We start from the raw sequence: 20,846 nt of genomic DNA, 5'->3' as shown, positions 1-20,846 counted from the left end.
CCACCATGACCTTCGCCCGCCGCAGCATCCTTCTCACCGCCCTGACCCTCGCCCTGGCGAGCAGCTTCGTCCACGCCAAGGACCCGAAAGACATCACCATCGGCACCAGCGCGGGGCCGTACGCGGACCAGATCAAGCTGGGCATCAAGCCTATCCTGGAAAAGCAGGGCTACAAGGTCAGGCTGGTGGAATTCAATGACTACATCCAGCCGAACTTCGCGCTGGCCGAGGGTTCGCTGGACGCCAACGTCTTCCAGCACATCGTCTACCTGAAGAAATTCGCGCTGGAGCACAAGCTGGCCCTGACGGACCTGATCACGATACCCACGGCGCCGATTGCCATTTACAGCAAGAAGCACAAGACGCTGGATGACGTGAAGGAAGGCACGACGGTGGGCTTGCCGAACGACCCGACCAACCAGGCGCGCGCGCTGGTGCTGCTCGACCAATTGGGCTGGATCAAGCTGCGCGCCAGCTTCGACCCCGTGCGCGCGTCGGAAAAGGATATCGCCGTCAACACGAAGAAAATCAAGCTGCTGCCGCTGGAAGCGGCGCAGCTGCCACGCTCGCTGGGCGACACCGATTACTCCTTCATCAACGGCAATTACGCGCTGGCGTCGGGGCTGAAGCTGACGGAGGCGCTGGTGGCCGAGAAAATCTCGCCCAACTACATCAACCTGGTGGCCATCCGCACGGCGGACAAGGACAAGCAGTTCGCCAAGGATCTGACGGCCGCCTACCGCTCGCGCGAATTCCTCGACATCACGAATAAACACTTTGCCGGCTATTCGAAACCCGACTACCAGCAAGCCTTGCAGACGGCAGCAAAATAAGCCATGGCAAAGACGATACGCTTCAACGCCTTCCAGATGAATACCGTCGGCCATCAGTCGCCGGGCCTGTGGACGCATGCGCGCGACCGCAGCCACCGCTACACGGACCCCGCGCACTGGACGGAACTGGCGCAGCTGCTGGAAGCGGGCCTGTTCGACGCGGTGTTCCTGGCCGATGTGCTGGGCGTGTACGACGTGTACCGGGGCAGCCTCGATGCGGCCCTGGAACATGGCGTGCAAGTGCCGCTGAACGACCCGCTGGCCCTCGTGCCCATCATGGCGCAAGCGACCACGCATCTGGGTTTCGGCGTCACCTGCGCCCTCACCTATGAACACCCGTACACGTTCGCGCGGCGCATCTCCACCCTCGACCATCTGACGAAAGGGCGCATCGGCTGGAATATCGTCACCGGCTATTTAGACAGCGCGGCGCGCAACCTGGGCCTGCAACAGCAGTTGGGCCACGATGAGCGCTATGACCTGGCCGACGAATACCTGGACGTCGTCTACAAGCTGTGGGAAAAAAGCTGGGACGACGACGCCGTCGTCAACGACAAGGCGCGCGGCATCTACGCCGATCCCGCCAAAGTCCATCCGATCAACCATGCCGGGCGCCACTACCAGGTGCCCGGCATCCATTTGTGCGAGCCGTCACCGCAGCGCACGCCCCTGCTGTACCAGGCGGGCACCTCGCCGCGCGGCACGCGCTTCGCGGCGCGCCACGCGGAAGCCACCTTTGTCAGTGGCCCCAGCAAGACGGTGGTCAAGCGCTATGCCGACGACTTGCGCGCCGCCGTGCGGCAAAGCGGGCGCGATGGCGACGCGCTGCTGATCTACGCGCAAGCGCTCGTCATCACGGGCGCCACCGAGGAAGAAGCGCGCGCCAAGCACGCCGGCTACCTGCGCCACGTGAATATCGAGGCGGCCCTGGTGCTGCTGTCCGGCTGGACGGGCGTCGATTTCAGCCGCTACCCGCTCGACGCCACCATCGACTACATCGATTCCCCGGCCGGCCGCTCGGCGCTGGCCTCGTTCAGCCAGGCCGACCCGGACCGCACGTGGACGGTGCGCGAAGCGGCCGAATACATCGGCCTGGGCGGGCGCGGCCCGGTGCTGGTGGGCGATGCGCGCCAGGTGGCCGACCAGCTGGAAAACTGGCTCGATGAAACGGGTATCGACGGTTTCAACCTCGCCTTCGCCGTGGCCCACGACAGCATGGCCGACGTGGTGACCCACATCGTGCCGGAACTGCAGCGGCGCGGCCGCTACCGCACCGAGTACGAGGAAGGCAGCTTGCGCCACAAAGTCTTCGGCCTGGGCCCGCGCCTGCCGGCCGGTCATGCGGGTCGGCAGGTCAGCATTGCACCCGCGTCCGAATCTGCGCTGGCAGCCTGACGCATCACTCTTACCTCAAGGACTTCATGAAACGCAGAACCATCTTGCAACTGGCCGCCAGCGGCGCCATCAACGTCATACCCACCCTGGCCGAGTACATGCTAATGCTGAAGTGAAATCCCAGCAGCAAGCGTTTGGGGGCGTCGCGGAATAGATAAAGATCAAGCTCGCCATCGGGTTTTCCAAATCCGGACACTTGATGAGACGAGCTATAGACGGCAGTTAGCTCCGACACGGGTCTCCTGTCGCTGGCCAGGTCGCACACGATCACTACACGAAAGACCTACGCTGGAGAATTACTTCTGCCCGGGTAGCCAGGCAACTCGCCTACAGTTATACGTCGTAGAGTAGAATTGGTTCGTCCTCTGACCAATATGACCAAATGGATATTCCTGCTCTACGCGACATACTTCGTCCTACAGTCGGCGATTTCAAAGATCTCTGTACAAATACGTTTATACCGGAGCGCTGCATTGAGTTAGGGCTGCCAGTTCCGGACGACGTGGGTAGTAAGCGAGACCGCTGGCACGCCGCTTTCGATGCTTTGGAAGATATAGATGTCCCCCGCTTCGCGCAAGGATTGGTCGACCGGCGGCACTTGAGTCCTCAAGTGCGTAATGACGTCCAAGACATCCTTTGGGACGATACACCAGTTGTTGTTATACCGAAACGGCACCGTCGCGACGTCGCGCGCGCACTGCAGTCACTTGTGCTCTTTCACCATTGGGAAAGCTTTGCTCAACTACTCAAAGATGTGTTTGTCATCTACGAGGCAGTAAGCTGGGCATCTTTAACTGGCGAGCCCACTGGAGTACTTGGAGAAATTTTTCGACATTTTGTCCGCAATGAAGAAGACGCCAACGTCGAATGGCTATTCGACTACCTGACGGTGTTTGATCTTTCTGACAATCGATTTAGTGTCTTTCTCAAAGGTCTCACCTCGGCAGACGTCCAGATAGACATTGAGCACCAGATGTCCATCGTAGCGGCGATGAATGTACCTCTTAAGGCATGTGGTGTAGAGATGCGTCACATAGACGAGCACGAAGGCTACCCGGTCTACAGCCTAGTAGCCCTGCATACAGCACACGCCCGACCGAAAAATCTTATCTTCGCATCCTCCATCAAACCAGACATTCGTTTCCGAGACGCGGTAAACAACGACATTGAAATTGCATCAAATGCAAACGACTGCCTCTTCTATGACAGACCAATAGGTGTGGAAGGCCTGCGCTGGAAAGACTTGCAGCAATGGTGGGCGGATACATCGATGGAAAAGGACCCGCAAGCTGCGAAAAAGACGTTGTACCAAAGGCTATTGTCTTGCTTGCCGAAATCTTCACCACCCCAGCGCTTGCTGTTCACATCGTTCTACAGCGCATTCGGGAAGGAGATTCCGGATTTGCCAGCGCTATTACCAGAGGTCTGGTTGCACTGGGATCCTAAGACTGTGGCACAGCGTGGTGTGCACGCACTACTCAACCATCGTATGGACTTCCTTCTTCTACTACCTGGCGGTGCTAGGGTCGTAATTGAAGTTGACGGGGTTCAACACTACGCCGATGATAACTGCCGAGCTGACACGCGCAGGTATGCTCGATTGGCGGCAGGAGACCGGGAACTCAAATTGGCAGGTTATGAGGTTTATCGATTTGGAGGGATTGAACTACAATCCCCTCAGTCATCAATTATGGTTGAACAGTTCTTCAAAGCATTATTTAGTCGTCATCACATCAGAATGAACTAAGTTATGACCATGTCAGCCTGCCACGCGCCCATTACGACGTGGCCGCACGCCGGCGGCGCAAGCCCATTTAAAAGAAACCATCCTCGGCGAACTGCACGCCGCGCACGCGATCTGACACCAGGCGCCATTTGCGTCCAGTCCCGTTCCATGTCAGCATACGCCACCTTGGCAACACGGATAAGGAACGCAATGCCCCCCACTCTTACACGCGCGCTGGCACTGGTGCTGCTGGCAGGCCATGCTTCCCTGGCATGGGCGCAGGCGCCAGTCACGGCGCCGACGCCGGGCTGCGACGTCTGCGCCACCTGGAACGCGGACCAGACACCGTTCCGCATCTTCGGCAATACCTATTATGTGGGCGTGAAAGGCCTCAGTTCCGTGCTGGTGACGTCGCCGCAGGGCCACGTGCTGATCGACGGTGGCTTGCCGGAATCGGCGCCCAAGATCGTCGACAATATCGCCACCCTGGGTTTTCGCATCGAGGACGTCAAGCTGATACTCAATTCGCATGGCCATATCGACCATGCGGGCGGCCTGGCCGAACTGCAGCGTCGCAGCAATGCGCTGGTGGCGGCCAGCCCATCGGCCGCACTGGATCTGGCGTCGGGCGAAGTGGGCCCGGACGACCCGCAATACCACGCGCTGCCCAAGTACCCGCCCGTCAAGGACATGCGCCTGGCGCGCGACGGCGGCCAGTTCAACGTCGGCCCCGTCAACCTGACGGCGCATGCCACGCCGGGCCACACGCCCGGAGGCCTGAGCTGGACGTGGCAATCGTGCGACGGCCCCCGCTGCCTGAACATGGTCTACGCGGACAGCCTCAACGCCGTCTCGCGTCCCGGCTTCAAGTTCAGCGCCAGCAGCGAGTATCCGAACGCGGTGGCGGACTTGCGCCACAGCTTCGAGACCCTGGAAAAACTGCCGTGCGACGTACTGATCTCGGCTCACCCGGAGGCGTCGCAATTATGGGAGCGTCTGGAGGCCAGCGCCACGGCCGGCAGCGAGGCGTTCATCGACCCGCAAGCTTGCCGCGCCTACGTGGCGGCGGCGCGCACGGTGCTCGAGTCCCGGCTGGAACAGGAAAAACAGCAGTGAGCTTGCCATTGAGCTTGTCAAGCGTGCACGCCGGCGCGGCGCCGATCTGCTACGCTGGCGGCTATTATTTATCACGTTAACCAGGAAATACCATGTTCAAACTCGCCAGACTGATTCCCTTCGCCGCCATCGTCGCCATCACGGCCGGCTGCGCGCAAACGCCCGTACGCAGCGACGCAGCCGCCGCCGCGCCAGGCGCCACATCGCCCGCCAAGCCGGCGCCGAAGCTGACGGGCACGCAGTGGAAGCTGAAGGAATTGAAGGGCAAGCAAGTGGTGCGCAAGGCGCCCGAACAGCGCGAAGTGACCCTGCAGCTGGCTGATGGCCGTGCCAGCGGCAACAGCGGCTGCAACCAGATGATGGGCGGCTACACCAGCGATGGCGTCAGCACCTTGAACTTTGGACAGATGGCCGGCACCATGATGATGTGCCAGCCGCAGGACATGGACCTCGAGCGCCTGCTCTTGAGCACCCTGGGCGAAGTCAATGGCTACCGCTACGCCGACCAGGAATTGCTGCTGCTGAAAGATGGCGTGCCCGTGGCGCGGTATGAAGTGCTGACGGCGAAGTAAACCCAACCGCAAATACCGGGGTCGTACCCTGAGGGTACGACCCCAGTTTCTGCGCTGGGGTTCGTTTTCCCTTCCATTCTTCTCAGTCGTTGCGCATCTGCGCCTGCGATACATTGCTATTCGCTGGCACGCTCTGCGTCAGCCACACATTTCCCCCGATAGTCGATCCCGCGCCGATGGTGATGCGCCCCAGCACGGTCGCGCCCGCGTAAATGACCACGTCATCCTCGACGATGGGGTGGCGCGGCGTGCCCTTGATCAGCGCACCGCTTGCGTCGGCCGGGAAGCGCTTCGCGCCCAGGGTGACGGCCTGGTACAGGCGCACCCGCTGGCCGATGATGGCCGTCTCGCCGATCACCACGCCCGTGCCGTGGTCGATGAAAAAGGAGGCGCCGATGTGCGCGCCCGGATGGATGTCGATGCCCGTCAGGGTGTGCGCGATGTCGGCGATCAGGCGCGCCAGGAACGGCGCACCCAGCGCATGCAGACGGTGCGCCAGGCGGTGGTACAAGATGGCGATGGTGCCCGGGTAGCACAGCATGATCTCGGCCACCGAGGTGGCGGCCGGGTCGCCCGCATACGCGGCCTGCACGTCCGACACCAGCAGGGCGCGGATGTCGGGCAGGCTGGCGGCGAATGCACGGGTGATGTCGCGCGCCTGCTGCGCCAGGGCCGCATCATCGCTGGCGGCATCGCCTTCATCACCGGCCGGAATGGCGTGAGCCGGAGCCGAGAACAGCAGGCCGCGCCGCACCTGTTCGCTGAGGCGGTTCAGGGTGGTGTTGAGGGTATCGCCGACAAAATAATCGATGCTTTCGTCCGTCAGATTGGGCCGCCCGTAATGCGTGGGGAACAGGGCCGCCGACAGGCCGTTGACGATGGTGGTGAGCGCTTCGCGCGACGGCAGTTCACGCACCCTGCCGTTATGGCGGATCTTGTGCTTGTCTTCGCGCGAGCTGCGCAAGGCCTGGATCACGGGCCCCAGGTTCCACTGGGCCGTGTCGTCGGCGGGCGCCGCGGGGTAAATGCTATGCATGGCGTATCACTTCCAGAAAACGGCAAACAAGCCGGGTCGCCCCAGCTTAAAGGCGGCACATGACAAAGCAAACGAAGAATTTCAAGCATCCATATGCAAAAAACGCATATGCCTGACTAAGAGAGGTCGCCGGCAAACCCGATTGCTTCCACTAGCGTAAAATGACGGGCTAACAAAAACACTGTTCAACATGACTAAATTATTAACATGGATTTTGGCGGGCCTGGCGATGGTCGGACCGCTTGCAATTGACACCTATCTGCCGTCGTTCCCCGCCATCGTGCAAGATTTCAATGCCAGCCCCCTGCTGGTGCAGCAGACCCTGAGCTTTTTCCTGTTCACGTTCGCCTTCATGATGCTGTTTTACGGCACCCTGTCCGACTCGTTCGGCCGCCGTCCCGTGATTCTCGTCTCGCTGGTGCTGTATGTGATCGCCTCCGTGGGCGCCGCGCTGGCGCCGTCGCTGGGCTGGCTGCTGGCCTGGCGCGTGCTGCAGGGGCTGTCGGCCGGTGCCGGCTCCGTGATCGGCCGCGCCATCGTGCAAGACCGCTATTCGGGCGCCGCCGCACAAAAAATCCTCTCGCACATCATGATGGTGTTCGCGCTGGCGCCGGCCATCGCGCCCGTGCTGGGCGGCTGGCTGCAGGTGGGCCTGGGCTGGCGCTGGATATTCTGGTTCCTGTCGGCCTTCGGCGTGCTGATGTTCGTCGTCGTCTGGCGCGCGCTGCCGGAGAGCCTGCCGAAGGAGCAGCGCCACGCCTTCCACCTGGGCGACATCGCCGTCAATTACTGGAAAGTGCTGTGCCACCGCCAGTTCCTGCTGCTGTCGACGGCCATTGGCGCCGCCTTTGGCGGCTTCGCCCTGTACATCGGTTCGGCTGCCTACTTCATCATCAACATCCTGCACCTGCCGGAGACGGCATTTGCCTGGCTGTTCATTCCCCTGATCAGCGGCATGGTGTTCGGTTCGGCCCTGTCGGCGAAAATCGCCCACCGCTACAGCCAGCGCCAGATGATCTGGGCCGGCTTCATCCTGATGCTGGTGGCGGCTGCAGCCAACATCGGCTACAACTATGTCTTTGCCGCCGAAGTGCCGTGGGCCGTGCTGCCCCTGTTCTTCTATTCGTTCGCCCTGTCGATCGCCATGCCGCCAATGACCCTGATGGCCCTGAACCACTTCCCCAACAACAGCGGTCTGGCGTCGTCGATGCAATCGTTCATCCAGATGCTGCTGTTCGCGCTGGTCTCGGGCCTGGTGGCGCCGCTGCTGTTCGACAGCGCCTTGAATCTGGCGTATGGCGTGATGGCGGGGCTGCTGGTAAGTTTGGTTTGCTGGGTGTTTGCACAGGGCAAAAGCGACGCGTAGGTCGGATTAGCGCGCAAGCGCGTAATCCGACAACATTGTTGGCGGGTGACGTCGGATTACGGTCAAGGTTACGGCCATGGCGCTGGCGTCACATCAACATATTGCGCCCCGCCCTGCTCCGGTTCCGCTTCATTTTGCTGCGCTGGCTGGTTCAAGGAACCGGCCGGCGAACGCAAGCTCAAGATTTCCTTGCGCGATTCGACGAAGTCGGCGGAACTGAGCGGGTGTTGCTGATCCGGCCAATGGCTGACGGCCCATTCCTGCAACGCTTCGTAGCGCCGCCACAGTTCGGCGATGAATTCGCGGCGCGCTTCTTCGTGCTGCTCCAACGTCTTGTCGGCGCCTTCCTCAATAGGTACTTGCATGGCTGCTCCCTGGCTGATCAATCGTCCTGCCAGCCTACGCAGCAGCAAACCATACGTCTGTTCGCGAACGAACACAGGATTTATTCAGGCATCTTGCGAAAGCCCACGGCCAGGCGGTTCCAGGTGTTGATGGAGCCGATGGCCAGGGTCACGTTGACCATTTCCGCCGGCGTCAATTGTTCCGCCAGCGCCGCATACACGTCATCCGGTGCCTGGCTTTGCGGCAGCAGGGTCAGCGCTTCCGTCCAGGCCAGCACGGCCCGCTCGCGCGGCGTGAAGAACGGCGTTTCGCGCCAGACGGACACGGCATACAGGCGGCGTTCCGTTTCGCCCGCCTTGCGCGCGTCGCTCGTGTGCATGTCCACGCAAAAAGCGCAGCCGTTGATTTGCGAGGCGCGCAGGCGGATCAGTTCGAGCAGCGAGTGTTCCACGCCCAGCCTGGCGATCGCCGCTTCCAGCGCGTACATGGCCTTGACAGCGTCCGGCGAAGCTTGTGTGAAGTCGAGTCGTTGCTGTGTCATGATGGCATTCCTTGTAAAGTAGAGATGCATCATTGTAAAAGCGCAAGCAGTAAGCGAGGCAGGCCAATCCCCCCAAAAACCGGCAGACCACCAGCAGACACACCATGGAATTACATATCCTGATCGACGGCACGCGCGACCTGGGCGGCCAGCTGTACCGCCAGCTCAGCGAGGCCATCCGCTCGGGCCGGCTGACGGACGGCCAGCAATTGCCGCCATCGCGCCTGCTGGCCAGCCAGCTGGGCCTGTCGCGCAAGACGGTGTCCGACGTGTATGACAGGCTCGGTTATGAAAAGTTGCTGGTCGGCAAAGTAGGTGTGGGCAGCTTCGTGCAGACGCCGCACGCCTCGCCGCAGCGGCGCCACGCCAGCACGCCGCTGGCCAGCGCGCAGCGCATCGCCCGCTGGGAAGCGACGCCCACGCCCCTGCGCCGCGCCAGCCAGGAAGAGCCCGCTCGCTACGCCTTCATCGGCGGACGCGCCACGCCCGCGCACTTCCCGCAGGATGAATGGCGCGCCTGCATGCTGCACGCGCTGCGCCAGGGTGGCCAGGCGCGCGGCCGCTATGGCCCTGTCGCCGGTTTGCCGGCCTTGCGCGCGGCGATTGCCGGCCATGCCGCCTTCAGCCGCGGCATCCATTGCACCGAGGAACAAGTGCTCGTCACCAGCGGCGCGCAGCAAGCCTTGCACCTGCTGGCGCTGACCCTGCTGGAAGCGGGCGACACGGTTGCCGTGGAAGAACCTGGCTACCCGGTGGCGCGCGCCGTGTTCGCCAGCCAGGGCGCCCGCGTGGTGGGCATCGAAGTGGATGAGGATGGCCTCATCGTCGGGCAAATCCCGGACGGCACGCGGCTGATCTATGTCACGCCCGCGCATCAATTTCCGCTGGGCATGCCGATGAGCATGGCGCGCCGCCATGCCTTGCTGGAGCGGGCCCAGCAACTGGGTGCCATCATCATTGAGGACGATTACGACAGCGCCTTCCGCTACGAAGGCCGGCCCGAGGATTCCCTGCAAAGCATGGACCGCTACGGCATCGTCGCCCATGTGGGCAGCTTTTCGAAAATCATGCTGCCGGAATTGCGGCTCGGCTATGCGGTGCTGCCGCAAGCCATCGTGGCCGCAGTGGAAACGGTGAAATACCTGAGCGATTGCCATACGGCCAGCCTGGGCCAGCATGCGCTGGCCAAGTTCATCGGCGACGGCCATTTGCTGCGCCACATACGCCGCTGCCATGATATTTATGCGGGGCGGCGCGAGCGGCTGCAGCACTGGTTCAACGGTCCGCTGGCGCCGTGGTTCCGCCTGGTGCCGGCCAGCGCCGGCTTCCACGTGGCGGCCCTGGCGCAGGCGCCGCTCGATATCGCCGAATTGCTGCGCCGCGCACGCCAGGCCGACGTCAGCCTGTATGCGCTATCGGGCTTTTACCATGGCACCGCCCGCCATGAAGGCCTGTTCCTCGGCTATGGCGCCATCGACAAGCTCGATATCGACACGGCGCTGGCCCTCGTGCTGGCGATTTTGCAGGAAATAGCGCCCCTCCCCGTCAACGTGGCTGCCAGCGGTAGTGCCCCGTGATCGGATAGCTGAACAGAATATTTTCCTCGCGCGCACCCTCGCCGATATTGTGGATGATGAGCGGCACGCCGCCCCACGACTGCTTGTCGCTGACGATGCCGATGTGCGTGAGGTTGCGCGGCAGGCGCCAGGTGACGATGTCGCCCGCGCGGTAAGCGTTCGCTTCCTTGCTTGGCCGCAAGCTGGTGCCATGGCGGGCAAAGTAGGTGCCCAGGTTCGGCACGCGGCGGTGGTCGATATTGCGGTCCGGCCCCTTCATTTGCCAGCGTCCCTGCTGCTGGTACACCTGCCACGCCTTGCGCATGTCTTCGTGCACCAGCACCTGCAAATCCTGCCCCAGCTGGCGGTAGGCGCGCACGACCACATCCGTGCACACGCCCCGCTCGAGCGGCACGTCGCCGCCCGGATAAGCGAGCCGTTCGTAGCGCGGGTCGTACTGCACGGTCACCCCCACCTGCTTGCGGGCGGCGGCGACGAGGGCTTGCGGGGTGGCAGGGATTGCCGACGCCAGCATGGGCGCCAGGGCAAGCATCAGGGTGGAAAGCAGTTTGGTCGGCATCAACGTCAGTGTTCGGATGGAAATGCAAACTTTACCTCAGTGGCAAGGAAAACGCCGTACGCTTAGACCGCCGCCAGCTGCGCCAGGTGGGCAGGGAAATCCACGGCCGGGCCAGCCGCATTGATGGTGTCAAAATAATCATGCCAGCCCGTGGCGGCGATGCCAGCCAGCAAGGCGTCCAGTGCGGCCTCGTCCGGGAAGCGCCAGACGGCATAGAATTGCTGGGCAGCCGCATGCAGCTTGCCGCCATCGATGGCGCCCATGGCCAGCGCTTCGGCACCCGTGCCGGACAAGGCCGCCATGCCGGCGCCCACCATGTCGAAATACGCCTGGCGCGCGGCGCCGTCGAGGGCCAGCCAGGCCGGTTTTGGGCTATACAGTTCTAACAGGTAATGCATGCTTTCTCCTTGGGTAATCAATCGTCAGGCCAGCGAGCGCTGGGCACGCTTGCAGATGCGCTGGGTGGCGGCATTGTCACTTTCCAGCAGCCATTGCGCGCACAGGCTGCGCACCCAGTCCGGCTGGCTCTTGGCCGCATCGTTGAGCCAGTTGGCCACGGAATCCTGCACATAAACGGCCGGGTCGGCGCGCAAGGCTTGCAGCATGGGCAAGGCCAGCTGCGGCTGCTCTTTTAAGCGGGCAATATGCGCGCACCAGACGCCGCGCGGGCGCAGCGCTTCGCAGGCGAAACGGCGCACTCTTTCCGACGGGTCCGCCGTCCACGGCGCCAGCAAGGCAATCGCCTCGTCAAGCTGCGCCGCCAGATGGGGCCGCAGCGCCAGCCAGGCCCATTCGCGCACGCCGAAGTGGCCATCGTCGGCCAGCGGCCGCATGGCGGCCAGCTGCTGCGGCAAGGTCCAGCCAGCCTGGGCGGCGATGGCAAAGCAGACCCAGCCGCGTACCGTGTCGGAGGCATGCGCTTGCAGCAGCGCCAGGTCGGTGTTGGCTTCGAGCAGCAATTGCGCCGCCAGCGCCATGCGTTTGGTGATGCCAGCTGCGGCCTGCGCGCGCAGTTGCTCCAGGCGCGCGGCGCCGACAGCGGGCACGGCTGCGGCCAGCAGCTGGGCGAAATCGATGGCCAGGCCTTCCGTCAGGGTGGCGCTGGGCACGCTGCCCCCGTTCAGCAGGGCCAGGCGCGCGGGAGCGATGTCGGCGACGCCACGGCTCATGCCACACCTCGGTCCGTCTTGCGCCAGGCTTTTTCCAGCAGCGCGCTCAACAACTGCATTTCCTCGGCCGTGAAATCGGCAAACAGGCTGGCGATCCATTGCGCGTGTTCATCGACCAGGGTCGCGGCGGCCATGTCTCCCTTGGGACTCAGGCGCACCAGCAGCTTGCGCCTATCAAACTGGTCAGGATGGCGCGCCAGGAAACCGTCGCGTTCCATGCCGTCGAGCAAGCCCGTGATGGTGCCGCGCGTCACGCCTGCCCGTTCGGCCAGTTCATGCGGCGACAGCCCGCCCGGCACGTCGCGCAACAGGGACAACAAGACAAATTTTCCTTCCGACAAGCCATGCCGGCCCAGGCGCACGGCGCAATCGCCATCGATGGCGGACGCCAGGCCCAGCACTTCAAAGCACAGGCGCAACTGTCCGATGGATCGCGTCATGTCGAGACCACTGGCGCGGCGCTGCACATCACCGAGCAGGGCCGTGTATTTCTGTTCGAGTTTTATCATATGGCGCAATATAATATGGCGCCATACGAAATGTCAAATGGAAAACCGCGATGGTTTTCCTCTCGCCTCACAAGCGGGCTTTATCCCTTGCCCAGGCGATGATGGCATTGGCATCGATGGCGCCCGGCTGGCGCGCCACTTCCACGCCCTTGCGGAACAGGGCCAGCGTGGGAATGCTGCGAATATTGAAACGGCTGCCCAGGTCCGGCGACGCTTCCGTATTCACCTTGACGACGCGAAACGCCGGCTCCAGGGTCTTGGCGGCTTGCACATAGAATGGCGCCATGCTGCGGCACGGGCCGCACCACGGCGCCCAGAAGTCGACCAGCACGGGAATGTCGCTGCGCTCGATATGCTTGAGGAAGCGGGCGCTGGCCAGGTCCACGGGCTGTCCCGTAAACAAATCCTTCTGGCACTTGCCGCAAGTGGGCTGCTCAATCAGGCGGGCGGCAGGCAGGCGGTTGACGGCGTCGCAATGGGGGCACACGATGTGCAGGGAGCCTGGCGTGGTCGAGGTCATGGCATTCCTGGAAAGGGTAGCGTACAGTTGCCGGACATTTTACGGCGTATCGTGCAAGGCCGTCGGCACGCTGGCGGCGCCTATCTGGATAGTCGACTATAGTGTGCCGGAACGGCGCGCGCATTGCCGAGCCGGCCAAGGAAAACAATGCCTGATGTCGCAGAAAACAGGGAATTGAAGAACGCCGAGCTGGCTGCCGCCCTGGCCATGCAGCGCGCCGCCTGCCTGGCCCACCCTGTGCCGACCCTGGCCGAGCGCAAACGCGACCTGCAAACCTTGCAGCGCTTCATCCGCGACCATAAAGACGCGCTCTGCGAAGCGATCAGCGCCGATTATGGCAACCGTTCCAACCACGAAACCTTGCTGGCGGAGATCTTTCCCGCCATTGACGGCATCACCCATGTATTAAAACACCTGAAAAAATGGATGCGGCCGCAGCGCCGTGGCGCCGACTGGCGCACCTTCCCTGGCGCCCGCAACCGCGTGATGCCGCAGCCGCTGGGCGTGGTGGGTGTCATCGTGCCGTGGAATTTTCCCGTGAACCTGAGCCTGGTGCCCTTGACCTACATTTTTGCCGCCGGCAACCGCGCCATGGTCAAGATGAGCGAAAACTCGCGCCACCTGGCGCGACTGCTGATCGACACCATGCCCGCCTACTTTCCGCCTGAAAAACTGCAGTTCTTTGACGAGACGGGCGGCGTGGGCATTGACTTCTCGCAACTGCCGTTCGACCATCTGCTGTTTACGGGTTCCGGCCAGACGGGACGCGCCGTCATGGCGGCGGCCGCGCAGAACCTGTGCCCCGTCACCCTGGAGCTGGGCGGCAAGGCGCCGGCCATCGTCTGCGCCGACTTCGACGTGCGCACGGCAGCCGAGCGCATCCTGTTCGTCAAGTACCTGAACGCGGGGCAAATCTGCACCAGCGTCGACCACGCCTGGCTGCCCGAAGCCAGCATCGCCGCCTTCGTCGACCATGCGCGCCAGATCATGCCGGCCCGCTATGCCGGGCTGAATACGCCAGACTACACGTCCATCATCGACGCGGCTGCGTTTGAACGGCTGCTGCAGGCGCTCGACGAAGCGCGCGCACGGGGCGCGCAAGTGATTTCGCTGCTGCCGGGCCCAAGCCACGACCGGGCCACACGCAAGATCGCGCCGCACATCGTGCTCGACGCACCCGAGGACAGCCTGCTGCTGACGCGCGAAATCTTTGGCCCCATCCTGCCGCTGCGCGGCTACACGAATCTGGAAAGCGTCATCGACAGCATCAACGCGGGGCCGCGCCCGCTGGCCATCTATCCGTTCAGCAATGATGCCCGTACGGTGCAGCTGCTGATCGACCGGGTGATGTCGGGCGGCGTGTCCGTCAACGACGCCCTGTACCACGTGGGCCAGCACGACCTGCCCTTCGGCGGCGTGGGAGAGTCCGGCATGGGCCACTACCACGGCGTGGAAGGTTTTCACACCTTCAGCAAGCTGCGGCCCGTGTTTTACCAGGCCCGCTACAGCGCTTTGAAACTGCTGTGGCCGCCGTACGGCAAGCTGGCCAGCCGCGTATTGAACTTCCTGACCCGCTGATTACAGGAACAGCGAGGCGGCGATGGCCCACATGACGAGGGCGATGATGCCGTCAAGCACGCGCCATGCCATGGGCTTGGCAAACACGGGCGCCAGGTAGCGGGCGCCAAAGCCCAGCAGGAAGAACCACAGGGCCGAAGCCATGATGGCGCCGCCGGCGAAGTAGAAGCGTCCCACGCCTTCATGCTGGCCGCCGATCGAGCCGAGCAAAATCACCGTATCGAGGAAGGCGTGCGGGTTCAGCAGGCTGAACGCCAGCGCCGCGCCGATCACGGCCCAGTAGCCTTCCGGCGACTTGGCCGCCGACACCGTCATGGCCGTCGGACGCCAGGCGGATTTGGCCGCGCGCAAGCCATAGGCGATCAGGAAGGTCGCGCCGCCGGCCTTGGCCCACAGCAGGAAATTAGGATTGTCGGCAATGAAGGTGCCCATGCCGGCCACGCCGGCCGTGATCAACATCGCGTCGCACACGAGGCAGACGAGGATGCAGGTGAGCACGTAATGGCGCTTCAAGCCCTGCTTGAGCAAAAAAGCGTTTTGCGTGCCGATGGCCACGATCAGGCTCGCTCCGAGCCCCATGCCTTTCAAGAAGATTGCGCTGTCCATATCGATTCCTTTATTGCTTTCCATCACGCGCACGGCCGCCCACGCTCTGCCGGCGACGGCAAAGTCATCAAAGGTAGGTGGAGGGTGTAGCGGTACCAGCAGGACCGCGCGGGAGAGTGGAGTTGTTACCCTATTTCAACAGTGTAAAGAAAAAGTAAATATAAGTATAATGAATGATTCTAAACATATATAAGAGAAACTTATGCGCGTCGTCGATTACCGTGGATTGGCCGCCCTCGACGCCGTGATCGGCCTGGGCAGCTTTGAAAAGGCCGCGCAGGCGCTGGCGATCAGCCAGCCGGCCGTGTCGCAGCGCATCCGCACCCTGGAAAACCTGGAAGGCACCTTGCTGATCATCCGCAGCCACCCGCCCCTGCCGACGGAAGCGGGCCAGCGCCTGATCGCCCACTACCGGCAAGTCAAGCTGCTCGAAGCGGCGCTCGACGCCCAGCCCGGTCCCACCACGCAATTGCCGGCACTGGCCATCGCCGTCAACGCCGACAGCGCCGCCACCTGGATTCCGGAAGCGCTGGGGCCGCTGCTGTCGCCGCCGTCCTGCCTGCTCGATATCCGCCTCGACGACCAGGATCACACCCTGAGCCAGCTGCGCGAAGGGCGCGTGTTTGCCTGCGTCACCAGCGCCAACGACCTGGTGGCCGGCACCACGGCCACGCCGCTGGGCGGCATGCGCTACCTGTGCGTGGCCTCGCCCGCGTTCGCGCAGCAATGGTTTCCCCATGGTTTTACGGTGGAAGCCGTCAGCCAGGCGCCCGCCATCACGTTTGGCAGCAAGGATGCGCTGCACGAGCGCTATCTGCAGCACCGCCTCGGCTACACGGGCCGCTATCCGCACCATGTGCTCGGTTCGGCGCGCGACTTCGTGCGCTTCATCGAAGCGGGCTATGCTTATGGCATGGTGCCCTTGCTGCAGGCCGAAACGGCGCTGGCCGCCGGCAGGCTGGTCGACGTGGCGGCCGGTCAGGCGCTTGACGTGCCTCTGACCTGGCATGCCTGGGATATCCAGACGCCCCTCACGCGCACCCTGTCGGACGCCGTCATCGCCACGGCGCGCAAATGGCTGTTACAGGATTGATTGACGCATGCAACATTTATCTATGCTATACAGCAACTTCCCCGTGTTCGCCCTGCCCGGCCTGGCCTACACTGCAAGCATCAACCATCACCATCAGGAGCAAGCATGACGATCCTGCGCACCACTCTGCTCGGCGTGCTGGGGGCCATCCCGCTGGCTGCCGGCCTGGCCGCCTGCTCACCCTTGATTGCCATCAATGCCTTGTCGTCCGGCAGCGCCTCGCAAGTGACGCGCGGCCTGGCCTACGGCCCCTTGCCGCGGCAAAAGCTCGATGTCTACGCTCCAAAAGTGCGCAAGGGACCGGTGCCCGTGGTGGTGTTCTTTTATGGCGGCAACTGGACGACGGGCGAGCGCGCCGACTATGCCTTCGTTGGCCACGCACTCGCGGCGCGCGGCTACCTGGCCGTGATCGCCGACTACCGGCTGTATCCGGACGTGCATTACCCCGAGATTTTGCAGGATGCGGCCCGCGCCGTGGCCTGGGCCGCGATGGAGTCCAGCCGCCATGGCGGCGACCCGGCGCGCCTGTTCATCATGGGCCATAGCGCCGGCGCCTACAATGCGGCGATGGTGGCGCTCGACGCCAGCCTGCTGGCGCGCCACGGCATGCGCCCGCACGACTTGCGGGGCTGGATAGGCCTGGCCGGCCCCTATGATTTTTTGCCCATTGAAAACACCACCACGCGGCCCGTTTTCTTTTACCCGGACACGCCCGCCGCTTCGCAACCCATCCATCACGTGACGGCCGAGGCCCCGCCCGCCCTGCTGATCGCCCCCTTGCCCGGACAGGATAAACTGGTCGATCCGCAACGCAACACGGGCGGCCTGGCCCAGGCCTTGCGCGCGCTTTCCAGGCCCGTGACGGAAACCTATTTCGACCACGTGGGCCACGCCACCCTGGTTGCCACGCTGGCCAGTCCCTTGCGCAGGCTGGCGCCCACCCTGGACGCCGTCAGCGCTTTTATCGATGCCAACAGCGGCACCGGTGACGCGGTCTCGTCGGCGCTCTTGTCCGCAGATTTGCCCGCAGACGTGCCAACCAAGGCCTTGCCGGCAAGCATAGCCTTGCCGTCCCGCTCAGCGGGCACGGCCACGCCAGCCCCTGAACTGCACGCATACGACAAAACGCCCGCCCCGTGAACGGCGGGCGCTCTGCCCAGACCAATACGCACGATATTGCGTGCCAGTTGGCCGCATGGCTAGCCGCATATCAAGGCTCGGCCCTTGCGATGCGGCTTAGCTGCAAGCAGCCTCGTGCTTACTCTTTACGGCTGGCGCTGCTGCTTTTGTTTTGTGCAGAGCCCGCTTGCGAGGCGCTGCCGCTGGCCGAGCTTTCGCTGCCGGCCGACTGCTGGCTGCCCTGATGGCTGGCGCTTTGCAGGCTTTGACCGTCACGGCTTTGCGCACCACGCTGCTGGTCGCGGCTGGCGCCGTTTTGCTGATAGGCCTGGAACGGTTCGGCCATGCGCTGCATCGCTTCCTGCTGCTTGCGCACGTTTTTCTCCGTTTCTTCCGAAGCAGTACGGGCGACTTCTTCGGCCAGGGCCTTGGCGGTACGGCTCGTTTCATTCACATGACGCTCTGCCACGTTGGCCAGTTCGACCTGCGTATCGGCTGCCAGACGCGACACCTGTTGCTGGTACTTGCGCAGTTGCTCGGCGGCTGGCTGGCCCGAGGCGGCAGCCACCTGGAACGCATCTTCAGCACGCTCGACCGTCAGCAGGTTCTGGCTGGTGACCGTGGTTTCTTCCAGCAAACCTTGCGCCAGTTGCATGTTCAGGTCGCTGAAGTGCTGCACCGACTGAAACAAGGACTTCGACAGGCCATTGAAGAAAGCCAGTTGCGCTTCCAGGTGGTTTTTGGCGGCGGGGGTAACACTACGGGAATATGGATACATGGAGTTCCTCATTAAATAGCGGTTGGGTGGACATAAACAGATGGCGACACCACCGGCTGTCGAACGGTGAGGCAGACGGCCGGGCTACGCCACGAAACGCGAAAAAACATATCCGGTTGGTGGGAAGATGCTTTGCAACGCGAGTCCCAAGGCTACGTGAGCACCGCAGGTGAGGGATGATCTGGATCAAAGGTGCGCTCGGCTGCGCAGAAAGTTTTGGCTGGACGGCTTGCCCTTGGCAAACGTCAGTGACGGGAAGGAAAATCTGTGCCAGGCACGCTCAAGCAGCGGCGCCCGCGCCCAGCACGACGGGCTTGTAGCCATGGCTGCGCAACGACGCTTCCAGCCAGCGGTTGCCATACCAGCCACGCGCCAGCAGGTAACTGAGCTCCGCGGCGGCCATCAGCAGCATCATCGGGCCGATGCGCAGTTCAGTGGCCAGATGGCTACCAAACCACAGGCAGGCATCCATCGCCAGCATGAGCAGCAACAGCCACCAGCGGCGCTTGGCGACGGCCCAGAACGAACCCAGGAACAGGGCCGGCCAGGAAAAACCCGCTTTCACGTAGGCATAGCGGCCGGCATCGTCGGCAAACAGGGTGGCGCTGTGCTTCATGCTGCTCTCTTCAGAAAATAACGGTGTCAGGGTTCGGGACGGTGGCAGACGGCTTCGACATTGTGACCATCGGGCCCCAGCACGAAAGCGCCATAGTAGTTCGGATGGTACAGGGCACGGATGCCTGGCGCGCCGTTATCCTTGCCGCCCGCTTCCAGCGCGGCCTGGTAAAACGCATCCACCTGGGCACGGTTATCCGCCGTGAAGGCCAGATGCATGCCGGCATGCGGCGCACCGCCCACGCCGAACCAGAAATCGGGCTTGCCATCCTTGCCCAGGCCGACCCAGCCCTGCTCTTCCATCACCACCGACACGCCCAAGGGCGCCAGGGCGGCCGAAAAGAAGGCCTTGCTGGCCTGTGCATCGCTGACATTCAAACCAATGTGATCAAGAATCATGATGGTGCTCCCTGGAGGTAGTGGAATGGAAAATATAGTATGCGCCAATATTGCCTTTTAGGCAAGCATAACTGCAGATCCCGCACCGTTGTTCCAGAGAGCGCCAGGCGCCCGCTTAACGCAGATTGCCCGTGTGACCAAGCGAATAGCGGCCCGGCTGCGGCCACACGGTCAGGCCGTGCGGTTCCTGGCCGACTTTCACCTTGGCAACGTCGCCGCTGTTCGTATCGATGCGGTAGACCACATCGTCGAAACGGCCGGACAGCCACAGATACTTGCCGTCGGCGGACACATTGCCCATGTCTGGACTGCCGCCACCGGGAATTGGCCAGTTCGAGACGACTTTTTCCGTGGCGAAATCGATCACGCTGACGCTGCCCTTGCCCTTCGGCTTGCCATGGATGCGGTGCGTGCCGCGGTTGGCCACGTACAATTTTTTGCCGTCACGGCTAGGATACAGGCCGTGCGCGCCCACGCCCGTCTGGATGAAGCCGATTTCCTTCAGGGTGGCGCCATCGACGATGTGCACACCGTCGGCGTCCATGTCGGCGATAAAGAATTTCTTGCCGTCAGGCGAGATGCGTATGTCTTGCGGCATGCCCTTCTTGACGCTGCAGATTTCATTCGCCGGGCCGCCCACGGGACCGGACTCGGCGAAGCGCTTGGCCGGCATCTGCAATTTCAGGTAGCCGTCGACCTTGCGGCCCACCAGGTCGATCTTGGCGATGGTGCCGTCGAACTCGCAGGTGAACATGGCGTAGCGGCCGTCATTTGAAAAATCCGCATGGTTGATGCCGCCGCACTGGGGCGTGTCGATCGAATACTGCACGGCCATGGTCTTCGGATCGCGGAAATCGAGGCGGTGGCGCGCTTCGGCCACGACAATGGCCGACTTGCCGTCCGGCGTGTAATACATATTGTAGGGATCGTCCACGGGCACTTCCTTGCCCGGCTTGCCCGTCAACGGGTCGATCGGCGTCAAACTGCCCTTGTCCGTGCGCTCGGCATTGTTCGCCACCCACAGGGTGCGCAAGTCCCACGATGGCACCACGTGCTGCGGGCCGCTGCCGACCTTGAACTTGTCGACCACTTTCAGGCTGTCCTGATCGATCACGTAGACGTCGTTCGAGCGCAGGTTGGGCACGTAGACGCGGCGCAAGTGATCCTTGACGACGGCGCTCATATTGCTGCTGGCGATGCTGCCATACACGTTTTTCGGATCCACCAGCGGCGGCATGCCCGGCAGCGGTGAATAGGCGGCGGCCGGCGCTGCGGCGGCTGGAGCCGCTGTGCTGGCGCCGATGACCTGGCTGGCCACGCCCAGGCCGGCCAGTGCGGCAGCCAGGGCGGACAAGGTGACGATGGTGCGTCGTTGGAATTTTTTCATGTGATTT

Annotated in this window: 23 protein-coding genes; 10 read left to right on the top strand and 13 right to left on the bottom strand. The window is 63.0% G+C overall.

All coding sequences use genetic code 11. The features are described from left to right. Positions 1–5 precede the first annotated feature (5 nt). The 5 genes from P9875_RS12375 (at position 6) to P9875_RS12355 (ending at position 5,642) form a co-directional block, all read left to right on the top strand. Positions 6–833, top strand: a complete 828-nt coding sequence (locus P9875_RS12375) for a MetQ/NlpA family ABC transporter substrate-binding protein (protein WP_278318536.1) — start codon at positions 6–8, stop codon at positions 831–833. A gap of 3 nt (positions 834–836) precedes the next feature. Then, positions 837–2,228, top strand: a complete 1,392-nt coding sequence (locus P9875_RS12370; protein WP_278318535.1) for an LLM class flavin-dependent oxidoreductase — start codon at positions 837–839, stop codon at positions 2,226–2,228. Between the two features lie 382 nt (positions 2,229–2,610). Continuing rightward, positions 2,611–3,975, top strand: coding sequence for a hypothetical protein (locus tag P9875_RS12365; RefSeq protein WP_035817625.1), 1,365 nt, complete (start codon positions 2,611–2,613; stop codon positions 3,973–3,975). A gap of 189 nt (positions 3,976–4,164) precedes the next feature. Continuing rightward, a complete protein-coding gene (gene bla, locus P9875_RS12360; RefSeq protein ID WP_278318534.1) occupies positions 4,165–5,070 on the top strand; it encodes a subclass B3 metallo-beta-lactamase in 906 nt (301 codons plus the stop codon). A 92-nt stretch (positions 5,071–5,162) separates the two neighbouring features. Next, positions 5,163–5,642, top strand: coding sequence for an META domain-containing protein (locus tag P9875_RS12355; RefSeq protein ID WP_278318533.1), 480 nt, complete (start codon positions 5,163–5,165; stop codon positions 5,640–5,642). Between the two features lie 82 nt (positions 5,643–5,724). On the opposite strand, the gene epsC is transcribed toward P9875_RS12355, so the two are convergent. Beyond that, positions 5,725–6,678, bottom strand: a complete 954-nt coding sequence (gene epsC / locus P9875_RS12350) for a serine O-acetyltransferase EpsC (RefSeq protein WP_278318532.1) — start codon at positions 6,676–6,678, stop codon at positions 5,725–5,727. A 190-nt stretch (positions 6,679–6,868) separates the two neighbouring features. On the opposite strand from epsC, the gene P9875_RS12345 reads away from it, so the two are divergent. Continuing rightward, the gene (locus P9875_RS12345; RefSeq protein ID WP_035817620.1) at positions 6,869–8,044 is read left to right on the top strand and encodes a multidrug effflux MFS transporter; all 1,176 of its coding nucleotides are present in this window, start codon (positions 6,869–6,871) and stop codon (positions 8,042–8,044) included. 68 nt (positions 8,045–8,112) lie between these two features. Here the strand turns inward: P9875_RS12345 and P9875_RS12340 are convergent, their stop codons facing one another. Together P9875_RS12340 and P9875_RS12335 are read right to left on the bottom strand one after the other, a co-directional pair. Then, a complete protein-coding gene (locus tag P9875_RS12340) occupies positions 8,113–8,409 on the bottom strand; it encodes a hypothetical protein (protein WP_099402445.1) in 297 nt (98 codons plus the stop codon). Between the two features lie 80 nt (positions 8,410–8,489). Then, positions 8,490–8,930 (bottom strand): carboxymuconolactone decarboxylase family protein, encoded by a 441-nt coding sequence (locus P9875_RS12335; RefSeq protein ID WP_035817618.1) that lies wholly within the window; start codon positions 8,928–8,930, stop codon positions 8,490–8,492. Between the two features lie 104 nt (positions 8,931–9,034). Between P9875_RS12335 and P9875_RS12330 the strand changes: the two genes are divergently transcribed. After that, positions 9,035–10,507 (top strand): PLP-dependent aminotransferase family protein, encoded by a 1,473-nt coding sequence (locus tag P9875_RS12330; RefSeq protein ID WP_278318531.1) that lies wholly within the window; start codon positions 9,035–9,037, stop codon positions 10,505–10,507. Here P9875_RS12330 and P9875_RS12325 read toward each other — a convergent pair. From P9875_RS12325 to trxC, 5 genes are all read right to left on the bottom strand, one after another. Further along, positions 10,476–11,066 carry a DUF1287 domain-containing protein gene (locus P9875_RS12325; RefSeq protein WP_278318530.1) on the bottom strand — a complete coding sequence of 197 codons (591 nt, stop codon included), beginning with the start codon at positions 11,064–11,066 and terminating at the stop codon, positions 10,476–10,478. The two genes, P9875_RS12330 and P9875_RS12325, sit on opposite strands and share 32 nt — an antisense overlap. Positions 11,067–11,128: 62 nt before the next feature. Continuing rightward, entirely contained in the window at positions 11,129–11,464 is a 336-nt protein-coding gene (locus P9875_RS12320; protein WP_278318529.1) for a DUF6616 family protein, read from the bottom strand. A 24-nt stretch (positions 11,465–11,488) separates the two neighbouring features. Further along, a complete protein-coding gene (locus P9875_RS12315) occupies positions 11,489–12,235 on the bottom strand; it encodes a HEAT repeat domain-containing protein (RefSeq protein ID WP_278318528.1) in 747 nt (248 codons plus the stop codon). Next, a complete protein-coding gene (locus P9875_RS12310) occupies positions 12,232–12,741 on the bottom strand; it encodes a MarR family winged helix-turn-helix transcriptional regulator (RefSeq protein ID WP_423221850.1) in 510 nt (169 codons plus the stop codon). Before P9875_RS12310 ends, P9875_RS12315 begins: the two co-directional genes overlap by 4 nt. 70 nt (positions 12,742–12,811) lie before the next feature. Beyond that, complete coding sequence (gene trxC, locus P9875_RS12305) at positions 12,812–13,264, bottom strand: thioredoxin TrxC (protein ID WP_278318526.1); 453 nt, start codon at positions 13,262–13,264, stop codon at positions 12,812–12,814. A 147-nt stretch (positions 13,265–13,411) separates the two neighbouring features. Here trxC and P9875_RS12300 point away from each other — a divergent pair, with 147 nt between their 5' ends. After that, positions 13,412–14,842: a coniferyl aldehyde dehydrogenase gene (locus tag P9875_RS12300; RefSeq protein WP_278318525.1), complete on the top strand. Its 1,431-nt coding sequence runs from the start codon at positions 13,412–13,414 to the stop codon at positions 14,840–14,842. Here the strand turns inward: P9875_RS12300 and P9875_RS12295 are convergent, their stop codons facing one another. Continuing rightward, on the bottom strand, positions 14,843–15,448 hold the full coding sequence (locus P9875_RS12295) for a LysE/ArgO family amino acid transporter (RefSeq protein ID WP_278318524.1): 606 nt from the start codon (positions 15,446–15,448) through the stop codon (positions 14,843–14,845). Positions 15,449–15,650: 202 nt separating this feature from the next. Here P9875_RS12295 and P9875_RS12290 point away from each other — a divergent pair, with 202 nt between their 5' ends. Continuing rightward, the gene (locus tag P9875_RS12290; RefSeq protein WP_035817600.1) at positions 15,651–16,541 is read left to right on the top strand and encodes a LysR family transcriptional regulator ArgP; all 891 of its coding nucleotides are present in this window, start codon (positions 15,651–15,653) and stop codon (positions 16,539–16,541) included. 105 nt (positions 16,542–16,646) lie between these two features. Further along, positions 16,647–17,681 (top strand): alpha/beta hydrolase, encoded by a 1,035-nt coding sequence (locus P9875_RS12285; RefSeq protein ID WP_278318523.1) that lies wholly within the window; start codon positions 16,647–16,649, stop codon positions 17,679–17,681. Between the two features lie 118 nt (positions 17,682–17,799). Here the strand turns inward: P9875_RS12285 and phaP are convergent, their stop codons facing one another. From phaP to P9875_RS12265, 4 genes are all read right to left on the bottom strand, one after another. Next, a complete protein-coding gene (gene phaP / locus P9875_RS12280) occupies positions 17,800–18,438 on the bottom strand; it encodes a phasin family protein (RefSeq protein ID WP_099402453.1) in 639 nt (212 codons plus the stop codon). 280 nt (positions 18,439–18,718) lie between these two features. Then, positions 18,719–19,054 carry a hypothetical protein gene (locus P9875_RS12275; RefSeq protein WP_278318522.1) on the bottom strand — a complete coding sequence of 112 codons (336 nt, stop codon included), beginning with the start codon at positions 19,052–19,054 and terminating at the stop codon, positions 18,719–18,721. Positions 19,055–19,080: 26 nt separating this feature from the next. Further along, positions 19,081–19,452: a VOC family protein gene (locus tag P9875_RS12270; RefSeq protein ID WP_081922360.1), complete on the bottom strand. Its 372-nt coding sequence runs from the start codon at positions 19,450–19,452 to the stop codon at positions 19,081–19,083. Positions 19,453–19,567: 115 nt separating this feature from the next. After that, a complete protein-coding gene (locus P9875_RS12265) occupies positions 19,568–20,839 on the bottom strand; it encodes a YncE family protein (protein WP_099402456.1) in 1,272 nt (423 codons plus the stop codon). Between the last annotated feature and the right edge of the window lie 7 nt (positions 20,840–20,846).

The organism is Janthinobacterium rivuli (genome assembly GCF_029690045.1).
GTDB classification, from domain to species: domain Bacteria; phylum Pseudomonadota; class Gammaproteobacteria; order Burkholderiales; family Burkholderiaceae_D; genus Janthinobacterium; species Janthinobacterium rivuli.
Note: the sequence above shows the minus strand (reverse complement) of the source record. Positions and strands in the feature narration are given on the sequence as shown.